This window comes from Aeromonas allosaccharophila, assembly GCF_016026615.1.
Lineage (GTDB): Bacteria > Pseudomonadota > Gammaproteobacteria > Enterobacterales > Aeromonadaceae > Aeromonas > Aeromonas allosaccharophila.
In genome coordinates, this window is sequence record NZ_CP065745.1 from 4,158,960 (window position 1) to 4,173,446 (window position 14,487).

At 61.2% G+C, this 14,487-nt stretch carries 12 protein-coding genes; 5 read left to right on the plus strand and 7 right to left on the minus strand.

The genetic code is table 11. The features are described from left to right. The first annotated feature begins 130 nt into the window (after window positions 1–130). Window positions 131–1,978 (plus strand): diguanylate cyclase, encoded by a 1,848-nt coding sequence (locus I6G90_RS19135; protein ID WP_197928757.1) that lies wholly within the window; start codon window positions 131–133, stop codon window positions 1,976–1,978. Window positions 1,979–2,194: 216 nt separating this feature from the next. Next, on the plus strand, window positions 2,195–3,784 hold the full coding sequence (gene prfC / locus I6G90_RS19140) for a peptide chain release factor 3 (RefSeq protein ID WP_111807569.1): 1,590 nt from the start codon (window positions 2,195–2,197) through the stop codon (window positions 3,782–3,784). 243 nt (window positions 3,785–4,027) lie between these two features. On the opposite strand, the gene I6G90_RS19145 is transcribed toward prfC, so the two are convergent. From I6G90_RS19145 to mdtH, 4 genes are all read right to left on the minus strand, one after another. Next, window positions 4,028–4,939 carry a bifunctional helix-turn-helix transcriptional regulator/GNAT family N-acetyltransferase gene (locus I6G90_RS19145; protein ID WP_075113957.1) on the minus strand — a complete coding sequence of 304 codons (912 nt, stop codon included), beginning with the start codon at window positions 4,937–4,939 and terminating at the stop codon, window positions 4,028–4,030. A 157-nt stretch (window positions 4,940–5,096) separates the two neighbouring features. Continuing rightward, window positions 5,097–6,776, minus strand: coding sequence for a hypothetical protein (locus tag I6G90_RS19150; RefSeq protein WP_197928759.1), 1,680 nt, complete (start codon window positions 6,774–6,776; stop codon window positions 5,097–5,099). Between the two features lie 17 nt (window positions 6,777–6,793). Beyond that, window positions 6,794–7,201: a type III secretion system chaperone gene (locus tag I6G90_RS19155; protein ID WP_197928761.1), complete on the minus strand. Its 408-nt coding sequence runs from the start codon at window positions 7,199–7,201 to the stop codon at window positions 6,794–6,796. Window positions 7,202–7,341: 140 nt separating this feature from the next. Next, a complete protein-coding gene (mdtH, locus tag I6G90_RS19160; RefSeq protein ID WP_182933486.1) occupies window positions 7,342–8,538 on the minus strand; it encodes a multidrug efflux MFS transporter MdtH in 1,197 nt (398 codons plus the stop codon). A 92-nt stretch (window positions 8,539–8,630) separates the two neighbouring features. On the opposite strand from mdtH, the gene I6G90_RS19165 reads away from it, so the two are divergent. Continuing rightward, window positions 8,631–9,524 carry a LysR family transcriptional regulator gene (locus I6G90_RS19165; protein WP_180344037.1) on the plus strand — a complete coding sequence of 298 codons (894 nt, stop codon included), beginning with the start codon at window positions 8,631–8,633 and terminating at the stop codon, window positions 9,522–9,524. Between the two features lie 32 nt (window positions 9,525–9,556). Here the strand turns inward: I6G90_RS19165 and I6G90_RS19170 are convergent, their stop codons facing one another. Then, entirely contained in the window at window positions 9,557–11,332 is a 1,776-nt protein-coding gene (locus I6G90_RS19170) for a M4 family metallopeptidase (protein ID WP_197928763.1), read from the minus strand. A gap of 347 nt (window positions 11,333–11,679) precedes the next feature. Between I6G90_RS19170 and I6G90_RS19175 the strand changes: the two genes are divergently transcribed. Beyond that, complete coding sequence (locus I6G90_RS19175; RefSeq protein ID WP_197928765.1) at window positions 11,680–12,234, plus strand: GNAT family N-acetyltransferase; 555 nt, start codon at window positions 11,680–11,682, stop codon at window positions 12,232–12,234. Then, a complete protein-coding gene (gene rimJ / locus I6G90_RS19180) occupies window positions 12,234–12,785 on the plus strand; it encodes a ribosomal protein S5-alanine N-acetyltransferase (RefSeq protein WP_197928767.1) in 552 nt (183 codons plus the stop codon). Before I6G90_RS19175 ends, rimJ begins: the two co-directional genes overlap by 1 nt. A gap of 62 nt (window positions 12,786–12,847) precedes the next feature. Here rimJ and I6G90_RS19185 read toward each other — a convergent pair whose 3' ends face one another. Further along, window positions 12,848–13,096 (minus strand): hypothetical protein, encoded by a 249-nt coding sequence (locus I6G90_RS19185; protein ID WP_042063080.1) that lies wholly within the window; start codon window positions 13,094–13,096, stop codon window positions 12,848–12,850. 309 nt (window positions 13,097–13,405) lie between these two features. Next, window positions 13,406–14,467 (minus strand): oxidoreductase, encoded by a 1,062-nt coding sequence (locus tag I6G90_RS19190; RefSeq protein ID WP_197928769.1) that lies wholly within the window; start codon window positions 14,465–14,467, stop codon window positions 13,406–13,408. Window positions 14,468–14,487 lie beyond the last annotated feature (20 nt).

Consider the following 14,487-nt stretch of genomic DNA (forward strand, 5'->3'; position numbering starts at 1 on the left):
AAATGTGACCAGACAGCCATTCGGGCGGCAGCGCGGGGCTCAGCTCTTTACAACCCTTGTTGCAGGGGAAAAGATAGTGATTTTCCGGCATCCACTGCCCGATGACCTCTCCCATTCACCCGGAGTCTTTATGCGTCACCTTGCTTTACTGCTGTTGCTGGCGGTGTTCGGGCTGGCGGCCCAACCCTTGTCACCCGCCCAGCTGGAGAGCGAACTGGATGATATGGAACGGGTCTATCAGCCGATAGAACTGTTACATGAACGGATCGACCGGCTGTTGCAGGATGGCGATGCTTATTCGCAGCCACAGCAGATGCGGATCCGGCGGTTGGCTTGCTGGGCGCAATCGGCCGATGACATGCAGGAGTCCCGTCGTGCCATTGCATATGCGGACAGCCAGCTGGCGCTCGCTAAAAAGCGGGAAGATGGCGCCGCCATGGCCGATCTGACTATTTGCCGTGGCTGGTTCAATCAGTTGCTTGGCGAGGTGGCACAGGCTCGTCATGACTTCGATGAGGGATTGCGCCTTGCGAGGGTGGCGGCCTTGCCAAAGCTGGAGGCGCTGGCGCTGTCCCGACGGGGGGCCATGCTGTCGTTTCAGGGGGCGTCCGGACAGGGGCTCGTGGATCTCACTAAAGCGCATGACATCTATGAAGAACTGGGACTGGTCACCTGGTATCACCAGGCGCAGCTCGAGATCGCGGCAGCATTTCGCCGGATGGGGCTCTATACCGAGGCGCTCACCACTCTGCACCGGCTGGATGAACACTTTGTCAAGAACCACAACGGCTTCGGTGCGGCCAGGATGAGCGAGCAGTTGGCACTGGTCTATCTGGATACAGGGCGCTATCAGGAGGCGCAACAGGAGCTTGAGCGGAGCCTCGCTTTTTTCCACCAGCCGGAATACCGGATTGAACATGCCGATCGTCAGGTGATGCTGTCGGAGGCTCTGCTCGGTCAGGGGCGCACGGAGGAGGCTGGGCGCTTGTTGGGACTGGCTGCACGGGTGCTCTCTCCGCAAGTGGATCTCATTCTCCACGCCCATCTCGAGCTGGTGATGGCCAAGCTGCAGGTAAAAAAGCGGGAGCCGGTTGCGGCCCTGCGCGCGCTTGCGACAATTGAACCGATCCTGAAGGCGGAGGGGCACATTCGTTACCTGATGGATCTCTACGGCGTGCGTAGCGAAGCATTCGAGTTGCAAGGGGACTATCCGGCGGCGCTGGCAGCGTTGCGGGATCATCTGGTGCAGGAGCAGCGTCTCGATCAACTGCAACGGGAGCAGAGCACCGCCTGGGTGCGCGGCGAGTTTGAACTGGCCCGCCAGGAGGTGGAGAACAAGCAGTTGCGGGTCGAGCAGCAGTTGCAGCAGCAGGAGCTGGCGCAGATCAAGGAGCGTCGCTTCTGGTTGCTGGTGGTGATGGTACTCTGTGGGGGACTGGCTTTGCTGACCATGGGGTGGCTGCTTGAGCGCAATCGTCGGATGCATCGGCTGGCCTTTACCGATGAGCTGACCGGCATCAACAACCGGCGCCGGGTGTTGCAGCACGGCAGCGATATGTTTGCGCTGGCCCGCAGGCAGGGCACACCCTTTTGTCTGCTGGTGTTCGATATCGATCACTTCAAGCGGATCAACGATACTCTGGGCCATCATCAGGGAGACCGGGTGCTGCAATGGGTCTCGCAAGCGGTAGCGAGTCAGTTACGCCAGCATGATGTGTTGGGACGTATCGGGGGAGAAGAATTTTTGGTCCTGTTGCCGGATACCGGTATCGAGGAGGCGTGCCGGATGGCTGAGCGGATCCGCGAGAGGGTAGCCAACCTGACGCTGCCCGGTCTCTCCCATCCGGTGACTATCAGCATAGGCGTCGCTTGCCAGCAGGCTGATGATCCGGATCTGGCTGCCCTGACCCGGCGCGCAGACGAGGCCCTCTACCGCGCCAAGGAGGCTGGGCGCAACCGGGTGGAAACAGACGACTGACGGGCTGGGTATTTTTCACTCGCGCGGGTATAATGTCGCGCAATTTTGCTTTGACTCAGGCGAGAAGACCCATGTAACGCAACCCTCCTCCCTCTCTCCATCAGGTTGGCAACACGCCAGCTGGCGTGGCTTTCGTTGCGTATACATGTGCCGTGAGCGGCATCCCGGATTTATTCCCACGGTGGCTGATGCCACCGCTCAATAGAAGAACGTTGAATTATGTCAGCTGAATTTCTGAGTGAAGTCTCCAAGAGACGCACTTTTGCGATCATTTCACACCCGGATGCGGGTAAAACCACCATCACCGAAAAAGTCCTGCTGTTCGGACAGGCCATTCAGCGCGCCGGTACCGTCAAGGGCCGTGGCTCAGGCCAGCACGCCAAATCCGACTGGATGGAGATGGAGAAGCAGCGTGGTATCTCCATCACCACCTCGGTGATGCAGTTCCCCTATGCCGATTGTCTGGTCAACCTGCTCGATACCCCGGGTCACGAGGACTTCTCAGAAGATACCTACCGTACCCTGACGGCGGTCGACTGCTGCCTGATGGTCATCGATGCCGCCAAGGGTGTTGAAGACCGGACCCGCAAGCTGATGGAAGTGACCCGTCTGCGCGATACCCCCATCCTCACCTTCATGAACAAACTGGACCGCGAAGTGCGCGACCCGATGGAAGTGATGGACGAGGTGGAGCGCGAGCTGAAGATCATGTGCGCGCCCATCACCTGGCCGATCGGCTGTGGTAAATCCTTCAAGGGGGTCTACCACCTCTACAAGGATGAGACCTATCTGTATCAGACCGGTCAAGGCCACACCATCCAGGAGAAGCGGGTGGTCAAGGGGTTGAACAACCCGGATCTCGATGCCGCCATCGGCGAAGATCTGGCTGCCCAACTGCGCGGCGAGCTGGAGCTGGTGCAGGGCGCCTCTCCCGAGTTCGACCACGAGGCCTTTATCGCAGGCGAGATGACGCCGGTCTTCTTCGGTACTGCACTGGGTAACTTCGGTGTCGACCACATGCTGGATGGCCTGACCGACTGGGCGCCGGCTCCGATGCCGCGCAAGGCAGAGAGCCGCGAAGTGGAAGCGACCGAGGAGAAGTTCTCCGGCTTCGTGTTCAAGATCCAGGCAAACATGGATCCGAAACACCGCGACCGTATCGCCTTTATGCGTATCGTGTCAGGCACTTACAGCAAGGGCATGAAGATGCGCCACGTGCGCATCGGCAAGGATGTGAACATCTCCGACGCCGTGACCTTCATGGCCGGTGACCGTGAGCAGGCGGAAGACGCCTTCGCCGGTGACATCATTGGTCTGCACAACCACGGCACCATTCAGATCGGTGACACCTTCACCCAGGGTGAAGATCTCAAGTTCACCGGCATTCCGAACTTCGCACCGGAACTGTTCCGCCGCATCCGCCTGCGCGACCCGCTCAAGCAGAAGCAGCTGCTCAAGGGGCTGGTACAGCTCTCCGAAGAGGGCGCGGTGCAGGTGTTCCGTCCGCTGATCAGCAACGATCTCATCGTCGGTGCGGTCGGTGTGCTGCAGTTTGACGTGGTGGTATCGCGTCTGAAGAGCGAATACAACGTCGAAGCCCTGTACGAGGCGGTCAACGTCTCCACCGCCCGCTGGGTTGAAGGGACCGACGTCAAGAAGTTCGAAGAGTTCAAGCGCAAGAACGAGGTCAACCTGGCCCTCGATGGCGGTGACAACCTCACCTACATCGCGCCGACCATGGTCAACCTGCGCCTGGCCCAGGAGCGCCACCCCGACGTTCACTTCCGCCAGACTCGCGAGCACTGATCACCGCTGGTTTGCCTGTTGGCAGATGATCAAAGAGACCCCGCTTCGGCGGGGTCTCTTTTTTGTATCGCTTTGCCTGATAAGGAGAGATGCCGGTGGCAATTGCATGGCTCCTGGCCGGTCGCCAGCGACCTTTGCTCTGGTCATCTCCCGGAGGGAACCATCCGATATCTGTCCGAAAGATAGCGGAAGTGTTTTTGCTCACTTCTCCCCTTGCGGGAGAAGGGGTGGGGATGAGGGGCTTTACTCCAGCGACAGCACCATGCAGATCTCGCAATCCCCGTGACCGGTGCAGCCGAGGGGGCCGGGCAGGTGTTCAAAGCCGAGGGATTCATAGAGGCTGGTGGCCTCGCGCAGCACTTCGGTCGTCTCCAGATAGCAGCGTTGATAGCCCAAGTCTCGAGCGGTATCCAGCGCTTGCAACACCAGCCGCTTGCCAAGGCCAAGCCCGCGCAGGGCGGGCATAAAGTACATCTTCTGCAGCTCGCAGACCCCCTCTTCCCCCGCCAGCGGCGCTATACCGCCACCGCCGAGGATGGCACCGTCCGGCCCTTCGATCACCCAGTAGCGGCTCTTCTCCCCCTGATAGCTTCGGGATAGGGTATCGAGATTGGGATCGGAGACCCCATAACCCTTGTCGGCGGTGAGGCCATATTCGGCCGATACGGCGCGGATCACCGTGGCGATCCGGGGATCATCTGCCGCCGTGATGGGGCGAATGCGGTAACCCTGCTGGCGGCGGGCGCGGGAGAGGGCGCTGCGGTAGAGCAGCAGGCCGCTCCACAACTGCTCACGCTCGGGCTGGCTCAACTGTGCCAGCATCTCCTCCATTGCCCCGTCCATCTCCCGGTGCAACTCCAACAGCATCGTTTGCCCCTCGGCAGTGAGACGGGCCTCTTTGCTGCGCCCGTCGGAGGGGTGCGGGTGCCAGCTGATCAGCTCCCGTTCGGCGAGGCGAGCCAGCGGGCGGCTGGCATTGGATTTGTCGATGTGCAGTTTTTCCGCCAGTTGCTGGTTGGTGGCGGGGGCGTTTTCCAGCTCGATCAGCAGGTGAGCCTCGATGGGGGTGAGGGCCAGATTGCCGCACTGCTGGGAGAGCATGCCGAGTTCGCGGACCAGATCGCGCGACAGGGCGCGCAGGGGACGGGGATCCATATCGTGGTTTCCTTTTTAGTTGTGCATAACAACTAAAGTAGCGTAAAAGTTGTAATTCGCAACCTTTTTTCTCCGTCATGTTGGTCCGGGGGAGGCGGGTTAGGCCAACCCTGTGCCATGGGGTCGGCTCAGGGCTGGCTGCCGTGATTACCCGATATCAGTCTCTGGCTACCGGAATGCCCCATTCGTTCAAAATCCCCCACTCGCTCAATCTGGCCTGCCACCGGGGGCGTCCTTCATTGATTCGAAATGGTCCGAGTTGCCATGGTGTTGGCATGGCTTGCTCCAGCGTGCGGGCCAGCAGCTGTTTGGCCCAGCCTGCGCGGTCGATCCCCTGCCAGCTGCCACCCTGTAACTGCAACTGGGTGATGACCTGCCGCAGCTCGTGCAATTTGCCGATGCTCTGCTCCTGTTTGAGCTGGCGCCCCCTGGCCTGAGCGGGCAGTAACCAGCCCAGCAAGCGGCCGGTGCGGCTGGTGGCCGGTTGCCGCAGTGCCTGGATGCCATCGTCCAGCACCTTGAGGTAGGGCTGGGTGAACGTTATGCCCAGCATGTCGAGGGTATGAGGGGAAAACCGATCCGCATCGGCGTGGGTCGGCAGATGCAGGGTATGCTCCTCGACCCGTCGCAGGTAGCGGTTGTTCTCTTCTGTCAGCTGGGCAGCCAACTCGCGTACCTGCGGCAGCGTGAGTGCAGCCAGGGTCGCCATATCGATATGGGTTACCGGAATGGATTCGGCTGGTGGCAGGTGCTTTCCATCCAGTTCTGCCTGCAGATTGGCGGCCGATCTGGTCAGCTTCGCCAGGATTTGGCAGGCAGGCCGGTTGCCCAGCTGGCGGGTGATCTCCTTTTCCAGATTGAGATGTTCTTCCGCCTCGAGGCGGCGTAGTTGTTCCGCCTGCTGTTGTGCCAGCGCCGGATCTGCCGTTCTTGCTTGGGGGTCAGTGCGCTGGGCTGTGGATGGGGTGGCAATGGTTGCTGGCGGCAGGGGTTCGGCTCGCACCGTGAAGCTGAACGCCAGCATGCCTTCGAGTTTGAAGTGGCGGCCCAGCATGCCTGCACGTCCGCTCTCTTGGGCGAAGGCGTGATAGAGCGCGCCACGGCCATGACCGGCCAGCAGGCGGTTCATCACGTTTGCCATCTCCTCCTTGCGGGAGGGAAGGGCGTTGATCTTGACCTGTGCGCCGTCGGGCGTGTCGAGCAAGCCAAGATAGCGGCCGATCTCGGGTTGTTGCAGGTAGTCTCGCAGATACGCAGTATGGCACTCACGCTTGGCCGGGTTGGCATCTAGATAGTGCTGCAACACCTGTTTCAGCTCCAGCGCCAGTTGCCGCAGTTCGGGTTCGCCCAAGGCTCTCGGCGCAAGGGGCTGACTGCGTAATTGGCAGGATTTGCTGCCAAAGGATCCCTTGAGGGCGACATAGCGTCCGATCTCACCGGCAGGATCCTTGACCAGCGCGTTGGTGAGCGCCTTGCCATCTGGCAGTTTTTTCAGCCGGTTGAGCAGGGTGACCAGATGGGTCAGGGGATCTGCGGCCGCCAGCGTCGGCTTGCCGAGTTCATTGCGCATCTGTCCGGCTCTCAGCAAGTCATCGAGTGCGGTTTGCTGTTCGGGGTGTTGTTGCACATAGCCAGAGAGCCCCTTGCGCAGTTCGCGATTCAACTGCTGCTGGCTATCGGGGGCCAGCGCTGGCGGGGTCGGCAGCGCCAGTTCGGGGCGATCGGTGGTAGGTGCGGTCAGGTTGCGACACGCGTTCACAAAGCGACTGCCGGGATTGCTCCGGGGGCAGGAGGGCGTTGCGACAGTCGCGAGTGGGGCGGTGGGGTCGATTTTCATGGTGGGCTCCTTGCTTGCTACTGCTCTGCGTAGAGTCGGGGCGTGAGGTCGTGGGCCAGTTCGGCAAGCTGACCCATCAGGTTGTCGAGCAACGGTTCATCGCAGTGGGCGAGAAAAATCTGGGCGTAGAGGGTGAGGGTGGGTAGATCCCCCTCCAGTCCGAGCCAGGCACCGCCCATCCGATTGACCTCGCTATTGAGGCTCAGCCAGTGCTGCAAGTTGGCGGGGGTCAGGCTATTGGCATCCAGCTGGCCTGTCATCGGGGTGGTGATGAGCAGTACGCTCTCATCGGGATCGACCTCCAGCCACCACTCCCTGTCCTGCTGGTCGAGTAATAGAAACATCCGGTTTTTCCCATCCGGAGCAGCGGTAGCCTGCGTACCGGAGAGGCGTGTGATCCAGTGATAAGCATGGTGGTGTGACATGGTGTGCTCTCCCCTTGGCAAGGTGTCGGGAAGAGTATTCCATGGCGAGGCGGCGCTATCTGTCAGTGCTGGCCGCGATTATGGCGGGAAAGGACGAACGGTAGCCCCGTTGACGGGGCTGCCGCAGGTAAGGAGGGGCGTCAGGCGGCGGCCCTGATGGCCAGTTCCGGGCGGCGGGAGAAGCAGCGGGCGAGCAGCAGCATGGTGGCCACGCCTATGGTGCCCAGCACCAGCCAGGGGAGGGCCGGTTGCCCCTGTTGCAGCGAGAAGTCATAGAGAGAACCGCCGCCCACGTAGCCGGTCATGCCGCCAAGCGCCAGCCCGAGGCGGCTGAAGCCCATGTAGCTGCCACGGGCATTGGGGTTGGCGAGCTTGGTCATCAGGGTTTCCCGCGCCGGTTCGCAGATGATGATCCCCAGATAGAAGCAGGCCAGCAGCACGAAGATGCCGGAGAGGGTGCTGACAAACGCAACCAGCCCAATCCCCACCGTCATCAGCAGGATACCCGCCATCAGTCGGCTCTCCAGCCGGTAGCGCCGCTCGCTGAAACGGGCGATGGGGTAGAGCAGCGCCAGCGACAGCGCTGTTTCGAGGCTGTACATCCAGCCCACCGCCGTGGTGGTGCCCGCCAGTTGCTTGACCAGGATCGGGAAGATCAGCATCACCTGCACCCACAGCATGTAGTAGCCGCTCAGGATCAGCACCAGCCGACAGAAGGCGCGATCCGCCAGTACCTGCCCCAACCCTTCGCGCATCGGCGTCGGTTTGACCGAGAGGCGGTAGGCGGGCAGCAGGGTCCAGTTGCAGAAGGCGGCCAGGGTGAAGAGCCCGGCGCCCAGCAGGCAGACGTAGGTGAAGTCGAAACGCAGCAGCCAGCTGCCGAGCAGGGCACCGGTGACGGCCCCCGCGCTCTCCAGCATCATCAGCAGGGAGATAAAGCGGCCCCGCTCATGGGGACGGGTAAATTTGATCACCAGCGCCGCCCGTGGCGGGTCAAACAGGCAGCCGCCCAGACCAGACAAGAAGCAGGAGAAGATCAGCATGGCGCCGCTGTCGGCCCAGGCCAGGGTGGCGAAGCCGACGGCGCGCAACAGCATGCCGGTGACGATGAGCGGGCGGGCGCCAAAGCGGTCGGCCAGCGAACCGCCGAAGATCCCCAGCCCCTGCTGGGTCAGCTGGCGCAGGCCGAGGGCCAGCCCCACCAGACCCGCCGCCCAGCCGAGTTGATCGACGAAGCGCAGGCTGATCATCGGCATCACCACAAAGAAACCCAGGATCACCAGTGTGGTATCCAGCGCCAGAAACCAGCGTCCCCAAAACCTCGCCCTATCGACCATAACACCCTCTCATTCACAGATAACTTCATTCTGGAGAGGGTTTAGATATAGTGGTAGACGACAACTACCTATATTTCATATCAGGATTATTTATGTCTATGGATCTGGACGATCTGCAACTGCTGCTGGATGTCGCCGAGTTGGGCAGTTTCAGTCAGGCGGCGGCCATTCGTGGCTGGTCGCAGCCGCTGGTGAGCCAGCGCATAGCCCAGCTCGAACTCAGTCTCGGTGCGCCGCTGTTTCAGCGCCATCGGCGCGGGGTAACGCCGACCCGCGCCTGCGAGCAGTTTCTGCCATCAGCCCGTTCGGCACTGGCCACCCTGAGTGAGGGACGGCTGGCACTGCAGGGGGCGCCGGCGCTGCCTTGCATCCGTCTTGCCAGCCTGCCCTCTCTGACGGCGGTGGTATTCGGTTCCTTGTTGATGGAGCTGGTGGACGAGCCCTTCGAGATCCGCTGTACCACGGATCACTCCGGGGTCATCATGCAGGAGTTGCTGACCGGGGTGACCGATATCGGCTTTGTGCTCAAGTGTCCGCCGGTGGCGGGTCTGCAGATGGAGCTGCTCTGCTGCTCTCCCATCATTGCCATCGCCTCGCCGCTGCATCCGTTGGCTGGATGCCATGGCCTGACCCTGCAGGATATCGCCGACCAGCGGCTGGCGCCTCAGGTGTGGGGGCCAGGGTGTGACGTATTTATCCAGCAGTTGCGGCGGCTACGGCGGGCGGCCAGCCCATTGCATGCGGTACAGCCCGCCAGTGCGGCGCGCGATCTGGCGCTGGAGCACGGTTTTATCACCCTGATGCCGGAGCTGGCCATCAAGCGGGATCTGGAGGTGGGGCGTCTGGTCAGGCTCGATGTGCGCAATCTGCCGCAGGAGCATTGGGATGTGATGATGGCGTGGCGCGGTGGCAAGCGGCCTAATCCGGCCCGGGAAACCGTGTTGGCCACCGCCCGCACTCTGGCGAAACGGTGGCGCAATGAATAGAACGATGCGGGACAAAGCCCGCACCGGGTGGATCAGTATCTGGCCTTGAGGGTTACGCCACTGAACGCGGCAAACCCTGACAGCTGCACATGCCAGGTGCCCGCCTTGGGATTGGTGAACGAACAGCTTTCGTTATTGCCCCCCTTGTAGGGGCGGCAGTCGTAACTGCTGCTGGTGGGGGCGCTGCCAAAGCGGACGTAGAGGTCGGCATCACCGGTGCCGCCGCTGCTGCTGATCTGCAGCGACTTGGTGCCCGCCGGCACGCTCAGGGTGTAGTTGAGTTTGCCCCCCTTGCTGGCGGCGAGATTGCTCAGCGGCACGCCGTTTTGCAGCACGTTGTCGCTCGGTGGCGGCGTGGTGCCGCAACTGGCATCAACCCCGACGGTCTGGAAGGCCCGTATCACATCCGCCTGACTGTAACCCAGATCGGCGGTCGCCCGGCTGACGCCGCAGGCCCCTTGCTGGTAGTTGGTGTTGGCGCCCCAGTAGAGGCGGTTGGCCAGCACGAACACTTCAAACGCCTTGCGGGTGTTCCAGCCGCTGCTGGTGGCGAGCAGGTAGAAGGCGCGGTTGTAGACCCCGGAGCTGTGGTGTACATCCATCCCCTCCTGATAATCCGCTGCATGGCTGATGGATCTGCCATCCCGGGTCGGATCCTCGAAGTAGCGCAGGGAGCCATTGCCCTTGAAGATCTGAGCGCCGACCAGCCAGTCGTTGCTCCCCTTCATGTAGAACTCGGCCGCTTCCCCCGCCATATCGGAGAAGGCCTCGTTGATGCCGCCGGATTGTCCTGAATAGACCAGCCCGGAGTTCTGTTCGGTGAAGCCGTGGCTCACCTCGTGAGCCGCCACATCAAGGCTCACCAGTGGGTGGAAGGTGGTGGCGCCGTCGCCGAAGGTCATCTGGCTGCCGTCCCAGAAGGCGTTCTCGTAATTCTTGCTGTAGTGAACCCGCATCTTCAGCTTGAAGCTCAGCGGCGCCGTGTTGTACCAGTTACGGTACATGTCGAACACCACGTTGCCGAAGTAGTGGGCGTCGTTGAGGGGCGAGTAGGCGCCGTTGATCTCCTTGACCCGGTTCTCCGGGCAGGTGAACTGGTGGATGGCGCCGCCAGAGGTGGCGTGGTTGAGGTTGATGGTATCGACGTTGGGGCTGGTCATCCGGCAGTTGTCATCCACGATGAGCGGGCCAAAATCGGTGCCGTAGACGTATTTGCCGGTCTTGATGTTGCCCCCGGGGCCGGTGGCATCCTTGTGGTTGATCCCCTCCCAGCGTTTGAGCTCTTCACCACTCTGGGCATCGAGAATGACGAAGGGACGGCTGGGCTTGTCACCTTCGGCGATGAAGGAGACCTGATAAACCAGCCGGGCCAGCCCGTTCTCATCCTGCATCACGTAGAGTTTGACCTGCTCGTTGCTTCCCTTGCTGCCCGCCTTGGCCTTGCTGGCGGCATCCTGTGGCGAGAGGGTGGCGGCCGGGCTTGCCACATCCTGATCGATCTGGCGCAGCATGCGCCCGCTGGCCTGTTGCAGCTGGCCGTTCAGGCTCTTGTCAGCCACCACCACCTGACCCATGACCGGGATGCCGTTCCAGACCTGCTCGTAGCGGATCCGCTGCTGGCCGTTGGGCAGCTTGACCACCCGTACCTGACGAAACTCGCCATCTTCCAGCTGCAAGGTACCACTCGCGGCACTGAGGCCAGTCATGGCCCGGATGCCGTTTGCCGTTACGTTGAGCTCCACTTCTTGCGCCGCCAGTGCGGCGCTTCCCCAGCAGGCCAGCGCAACGGCCAGATACATTTTATTCATCTCTTCTTTCCTTAAATCGATGAGGTTGATAAACCGACCCTGGGTCGGGCGCTTTGAAGCTAGTGCCGGTGGGGGAAAGTGCCTCCTGTCAAATGTGACAGCGCAGCACAAAGGGGTAGCATGATCTGCCAACGTGCCCTTTTGGGGTATTCATCGGCGCCATGTGGAGAGCATTATCCGGTTTCAGACACCCACCCTCCTCTTTTGAGAGAGGAGAAATCGCGCGCTGTCACCCTTTGCGAGGCCTGTTGGATGGGGGCCGTAAAAGTGGCTGGCGCGGCCAGTGGCGATTGGCTACATTGGGTGGCTGGTTCGCTATTTGATCACTGATTTGAAAGGAGAATCCCATGTTTTCATGGCAGTTGGACGATGAGCTTGCGCTGCTCTTCTTGCAGCCAGATATGGCGAGCGAACTGTTTGCCCTCTGCAATGACAACCGGGAGTATCTCTCCCAGTGGCTACCCTGGCCGCCACTGATCCAGCGCCCCGTCGACAGCGCCCTCTTCATTCGCAGTGCCATCGAGAAGTTTGCCCGCGGCGAGGGGCTCACCACTGCCATCGAGTATCAGGGGGAGGTGGTGGGGGTTATCGGTTACAACAGCATCGATCACGACCTTGGCAAGGTGGTTATCGGTTACTGGCTGGCGGAGCGCTGGCAGGGCAACGGCATTATCACCCGGGCCTGTCAGGCCCTGATCCATCACGCCTTCGAGGAGATGGGGATGGAGAAGGTGGAGATCAGCGCCGCCACCGATAACGAACCCAGCAGAGCCGTCTGTGAACGGCTCGGGATGCAGCAGGAGGGGGTGACCCAGCGCGCAGAGCGGCTGGGTAACCGGATTGTGGACCATGCTCACTACAGCCTGCTGCGCGACGAGTGGCTAAGACAGAGGGAGTCCTGATGGCACTGCCACATATCAAGACGGCCCGAACCCATCTGACCATATTGTCGCCGGATCAGGCCCCCATGATGCTCGACTTCTACCGGCGCAACCGCGCCCATCTCGCCCCCTGGGAGCCGTTGCGTGACGAGCACTTTTACACCCTTTCTTACTGGCATGCCCGGTTGCAGGACAGTTACAGCCAGTTCTTCAACGGCACCGGCGTCAATCTGGTGGCGCTGGATCCGGCTGGTGAGCGGGTGATCGCCACCTGCAATTTCAGCAATATCCTGCTGGGGGTCTTCAAGGCCTGTCATCTGGGCTATGCCATCGACCAGCAGCATCAGGGGCAGGGGGTGATGCGGGAGGCGTTGTCTGCCGCTATCGACTACCTGTTTCGGGAGCACGATCTGCATCGCATCATGGCTTGCTACATGCCAGCCAATCAGCGCAGTGGCGCCCTGCTGGAGCGGCTCGGTTTCGAGCGTGAGGGATTCGCGCGGGAGTATCTGATGATCAATGGCCGCTGGGAGGATCACATCCTCACCTCGCTGATTAATCCGGCTCCCTGAGCGACAGATAAAAAAACGGGCCCGAAGTTGCCTTCGGACCCGTCTTCGAATGAGGTGCAGGCTTAGTTGGCCTTGGCATCGCTCACTGCAGCTTCAACCTTGGTAGCCACTTCGTCAGCAGCTTTCTCAACGGTTGCAGTCGCTTCGGAGGTGGCCTTCTCTACGGTAGAGGTGGCTTCGCTAGCGGCTTTTTCTACAGTTGCAGCAACTTCGGCGGCCGGAGCAGCAGCAGGCGCGGCAGCTTTTTCTTCTTTCTGACCGCAAGCGGTCAACATCAGACCCAGGATACCGGCTACCAGTACTTTGTTCATGTGCATACCCTCAAAAAAAGATGGAGAGATGGTCTGTGCAACCATCACAGCGCCCACCGTTGCCCGGTATTGAAACAAGAAGCCGGGAGGCAGCAGGCGGGCGCAATATAGCCCCATTAGCTACCGATGAAAACGGATATCACAATAACATTTTTTCGTGCCGTGGATGAAAAGCACTACTGCAACGACTGATATCAATACAAGATGCGCCAAAATGGCGCAATCTGCACAATAAGTGACCGCATTTGTGTTTTCTCTTGGCAGAGAAACAAGATTCACTCTGGGTAAAAGAGGCCGATGGCCAGCGCCTTAGTCAGACAGCTTCTGACAGGGCAGCCGTTTTCCCTCAAGGTGGCTCTGACGGGCCAGATCCAGCAGTGCCATCACCGCCAGTGCCTCGCATGCTGGCACCGGGTTGCTCCCTTCGCCCTTGATGGCGGCGCAGACACCGCGATAGTAGGCGCCATAATCCCCCGCTTCACCCACCACGCTCTGCTGCTGTAACTGACCATCCACAATGCGGCTGAGCTGACCGGGCTCGCCATCCAGGCCCCAATCCGCAGCCGGTGGGCGCTTGCCCAGTTTGAGTTGATCTTCCTGCACATCCATACCGAATTTGACGAACGAGCCCTGGCTGCCGTGGACGATGAAACGTGGCATGGTGGCCGAGACCAGACAGCTACCATGCAGGATCACTCGCATCTCGCCAGACCGTTCACCATAGCCAAGTACCACATGGAAGTAGTCGTCCGCCAGTGCGCCGGGGCGCTGCTCGGCCAGATCGGCCTGCAGCCAGTCCGGCTGGCCGAATAGCTGCAGCGCCTGATCCAGTACGTGGGGGCCGAGATCGAACCAGAGGCCGGAACCCGGGCCACCTGCTTCGCGCCAGCGCTGGCGCACTTCGGGGCGATAGCGATCGAAGTGCGACTCGAACTGGGCGATCTGCCCCAGAGTCCCCTCGGCAATCAAACGGCGCACGGTGAGAAAATCCCCGTCCCAGCGGCGGTTGTGGAAGATGCTGAGCAGTCGCTGCTGTTTTTCGGCCAGCTCGACCAGCGCTTGTGCCTCGGCCAGATCCAGTGCAAACGGCTTGTCGATCACCACGTGTTTGCCTGCCAGCAACGCCTGACGGGCGAGGGGGGCATGGGTGTCGTTGGGGGTGGCGATCACCACCAGATCGACGGTCTCATCGCTCAGAACCTGTTCCAGCGAACCAACCCGGCAGTCGGGCAGATCGGCCTGCACCTTGGCGGCATCGCGGCTCACCACCCAGCTCAGGGACAAGTCCGGCGTGGTGGAGAGGAAGGGGGCGTGGAAGGTCTTGCCTGCAAAGCCATAGCCCACCAGGGCTGCGTTGAGAGTGTGGCTCATCGGGAGTTCTCCGCTGACAT

Coding starts and splice junctions, on each gene's coding strand:
- I6G90_RS19135 (WP_197928757.1), top strand. CDS start 131: ATGCGTCACCTTGCTTTACTGCTGTTGCTGGCGGTGTTCGGGCTGGCG.
- I6G90_RS19145 (WP_075113957.1), bottom strand. CDS start 4,939: ATGGATCCCCGTCCCCTGCGCGCCCTGTCGCGCGATCTGGTCCGCGAA.
- I6G90_RS19150 (WP_197928759.1), bottom strand. CDS start 6,776: ATGAAAATCGACCCCACCGCCCCACTCGCGACTGTCGCAACGCCCTCC.
- I6G90_RS19155 (WP_197928761.1), bottom strand. CDS start 7,201: ATGTCACACCACCATGCTTATCACTGGATCACACGCCTCTCCGGTACG.
- mdtH (WP_182933486.1), bottom strand. CDS start 8,538: ATGGTCGATAGGGCGAGGTTTTGGGGACGCTGGTTTCTGGCGCTGGAT.
- I6G90_RS19165 (WP_180344037.1), top strand. CDS start 8,631: ATGTCTATGGATCTGGACGATCTGCAACTGCTGCTGGATGTCGCCGAG.
- I6G90_RS19170 (WP_197928763.1), bottom strand. CDS start 11,332: ATGAATAAAATGTATCTGGCCGTTGCGCTGGCCTGCTGGGGAAGCGCC.
- I6G90_RS19175 (WP_197928765.1), top strand. CDS start 11,680: ATGTTTTCATGGCAGTTGGACGATGAGCTTGCGCTGCTCTTCTTGCAG.
- rimJ (WP_197928767.1), top strand. CDS start 12,234: ATGGCACTGCCACATATCAAGACGGCCCGAACCCATCTGACCATATTG.
- I6G90_RS19185 (WP_042063080.1), bottom strand. CDS start 13,096: ATGAACAAAGTACTGGTAGCCGGTATCCTGGGTCTGATGTTGACCGCT.
- I6G90_RS19190 (WP_197928769.1), bottom strand. CDS start 14,467: ATGAGCCACACTCTCAACGCAGCCCTGGTGGGCTATGGCTTTGCAGGC.